Origin of the sequence: Streptomyces sp. SID1328, assembly GCF_009865595.1 — a bacterium.
In the GTDB taxonomy this organism is placed as follows: Bacteria; Actinomycetota; Actinomycetes; order Streptomycetales; family Streptomycetaceae; genus Streptomyces; species Streptomyces griseoluteus.
Window position 1 is genome coordinate 1 of record NZ_WWKH01000967.1, and the last position, 2,977, is coordinate 2,977.

3 protein-coding genes are annotated in these 2,977 nt (G+C 72.8%); all 3 read right to left on the bottom strand.

Annotated features, from left to right (window positions below):
- The coding region (locus GT030_RS31280) for an alpha-amylase family glycosyl hydrolase (RefSeq protein ID WP_237522956.1) at positions 1-1,229 on the bottom strand (1,229 nt) is incomplete at its 3' end.
- 3 nt (positions 1,230-1,232) lie between these two features.
- Positions 1,233-2,597, bottom strand: a complete 1,365-nt coding sequence (locus tag GT030_RS31285) for a maltokinase (RefSeq protein WP_161203974.1) — start codon at positions 2,595-2,597, stop codon at positions 1,233-1,235.
- A 31-nt stretch (positions 2,598-2,628) separates the two neighbouring features.
- A partial coding sequence (locus GT030_RS31290) for an alpha-glucosidase C-terminal domain-containing protein (RefSeq protein ID WP_202460790.1) occupies positions 2,629-2,977 on the bottom strand: 349 nt, incomplete at its 5' end.

Sequence of the window (2,977 nt, forward strand, 5' to 3'; positions counted from 1 at the left end):
CCGTCGATGTGGAACTCCTCGCACCAGTAGACCGCGTTGGCGACCAGGAAGTTGCGCACCTCGGTCCGGCCGAAGTCGAACTCGTAGGTCCCCCAGTCCGGGTGCTCCGCCCGCCGGGAGTCTCCCGGCTCGTACAGCGGGTCCCCGTCGAACCGGGCCAGCGCCCAGTCGTCCTTGGGGAAGTGGGCCGGCACCCAGTCCATGATCACGCCGATGCCCGCCCGGTGCAGCGCGTCCACCAGGAACCTGAAGTCGTCCGGCGACCCGAGCCGCGGGGTGGGCGCGTAGTACGAGGTGACCTGGTAGCCCCACGACCCGCTGAACGGGTGCCCGGCCACCGGCATCAGCTCGACATGCGTGAAGCCCAGGTCCCGCACGTACCCGGGCAGTTCCCCGGCCAGCTCGCGGTAGGTCAGCCCCGGCCGCCAGGACGGCAGATGCACCTCGTACACCGACATCGGAGCCCGGTGCACGGGGGTGTCGCCCCGGTGCGCCATCCACTCGGCGTCGTGCCACGCGTAGCGGGAGGAGGTGACGACCGAGGCGGTGTCCGGCGGGACCTCGGTGAGCCGGGCCATCGGGTCCGCCTTCAGGAACCGGTGGCCGTAGCGCGAGGTGATCTCGAACTTGTACTTGGCGCCCTCACCGATCCCCGGCAGGAAAACCTCCCACACCCCGGCCGCGCCCAGCGAGCGCATCGGGTACTGGGTGCCGTCCCAGAAGGTGAACTCCCCGGCCAGCCGCACTCCTTGGGCATTAGGGGCCCACACGGTGAACCGGGTGCCCTGGACACCTTCGTGGGTCATCGGCTCGGCGCCCAGCGCCTTCCACAGTTCCTCGTGCCGGCCCTCCCGGATCAGATGCAGATCCAGCTCACCGAGCGCGGGCGCGAAACGGTACGGGTCGTGCACCGTCTGCTCGCCGTCGTCGTAGGCCACCACCAGCTCGTACGCCGGGATCTTCGGGTACGGCAGCACGGCCGAGAAGAGACCGTCGCCCTCGGAGACGAGCGGCGAGCGCACTCCGTCGGCCAGAACGCTCACCTCCCGCGCGTTCGGGCGCAGGGCACGGAACAGGACGCCGGCCGGCACCGGGTGGGCGCCCAGCAGCGCGTGCGGGTCGTGATGCGCGCCGCCCAGCAGGCGGTCGCGCTCCTCGCCCACTAGGGCAGTGCCCGAGGTGCGGACGGGGCCCGAGGTCTCGGGCAGTGAGGTGTCGCGCAGTGCCATGATTCAGCCTCTCCACTCGGCGAGCCGCTCGATGGCCGCCATCGGGACCGGAAGCCAGTCCGGCCGGTGTCTCGCCTCGTACAGCACTTCGTACACCGCCCTGTCCGTCTCGTGCGCGCGCAGCAGCGCGTGCTCCTTGCGTGGGTCCCAGCCCGCACGGGCCGCGTAGCCCGCGCAGAACGCCTCCCGGCAGCGGCTCGCCCACTCGGGCCGCCAGGGGCGGCGCTGCCGGGCCGCGTAGTCGAAGGAGCGCAGCATCCCGGCGATGTCACGCACCGGGGACTGCGCGGTCCGCCGCTCGGCGAGCGGACGGGAGGGCTCGCCCTCGAAGTCGATGACGAACCAGTCGGTTCCGGCGCGCAGCACCTGACCCAGGTGCAGGTCCCCGTGGACGCGCTGGGCGGCCGGGCCGGAGTCGCGGGCGGCCAGCGCCCCGAAGGCGGCCCTGAGGCCCGGCACGTAGGGCCGCAGCCCCGGCACCACCCGCGCCGCCGCGTCCAGCCGTACGCACATCGCGTCGGCGGTGACGCCGTTCTCGTCCCCGGCGGCCGCCGGGAACGCCCCGGCCAGCGCGAGGTGCACCTCGGCCATGGCGCCGCCCAGCTCGCTCGCCTCGGTGGTGAAGTCGTCGCCGCGGGCCAGCGCCCCGAGTGCCAGCTCCCAGCCGTCGACCGCGTCCGGCAGGAACGGCTGGAGCACGCCCAGCGTGGCCGGGCGCGGTGCGGTGGTGCAGAACCACGCGACCGGCGCGGGCACCCGCGCACACCCCTGCGCGGCCAGCGCCTGTGGCACCTCCAGATCCGGATTGACGCCCGGCTGGATACGGCGGAACAGCTTCAGGATGTACGAGTCGCCGTACACGATCGACGAGTTGGACTGCTCACTGGTCAGCAGCCGGGGCGCGAGGCCGCCCGGCACCTCGGCGGCCTCGTCCACCTCGAAGCGCAGCGGCCCCGCCTTGCCGGGCTGCCGCAGCCGCTCCAGCAGCAGGTGCGCGCAGCGCGGGTCGTACAGCGCGTCGTACACGGCGAACCCGGCCAGCGGGCCGTGCTCGGCACGTCCGATGCAGGCCCGATCGAGGCCCGGCGCGGGCCGCTCGCGCAGGCCGAGCAGCAGTTGGTAGCAGTCGCCGGGCGGGGGAGTGCCGCCGGGCGTGGGCACAGGTGCGTGCGAGGCGTTCACCAGCAGGTGCAGGCAGCCCGGGAACAGCTCGGTGACGGACAGCACCGAGAGATCGGTGGCCGGGCGGTCCTTGCCCGCGAACCAGCGCTGCAAGGGCAGCCATTCGCGCAGCAGGCCGCCGAGCGAGGCCAGGAGCCCGTCGGCACCGGTCGCCGCCGGGGGGCTGAGGGTGATGGTCTTCGGCATGGTGACGCGTCCTTTCCTCGGCGCCGGGCGCTCAGCGGCGGCGGCCGATGCGGGATGCGGGTCGGGTGAGCCGGAACCAGTAGAAACCGTGGCCCGCGAGGGTCAGCAGATACGGCAGCTCGCCGATGGCCGGGAACTTCACCCCGCCGATCAGCTCCACCGGGTGCCGCCCGTCGAAGGCCCGCAGGTCGAGTTCGGTGGGCTGCGCGAACCGGGAGAAGTTGTGCACGCACAGCACCAGGTCGTCACCGTATTCGCGGAGGAACGCGAGCACCGCCGGGTTGGACGAGGAGAGTTCCGTGAAAGACCCCAGTCCGAAGGCGGGGTTCTGCTTGCGGATCTCGATCATGCGGCGGGTCCAGTGCAGGAGGCTGGACGGG

Excerpts from the sequence above, each read along its gene's own strand:
- GT030_RS31285 (WP_161203974.1), bottom strand. The coding sequence starts at position 2,597 with ATGCCGAAGACCATCACCCTCAGCCCCCCGGCGGCGACCGGTGCCGAC.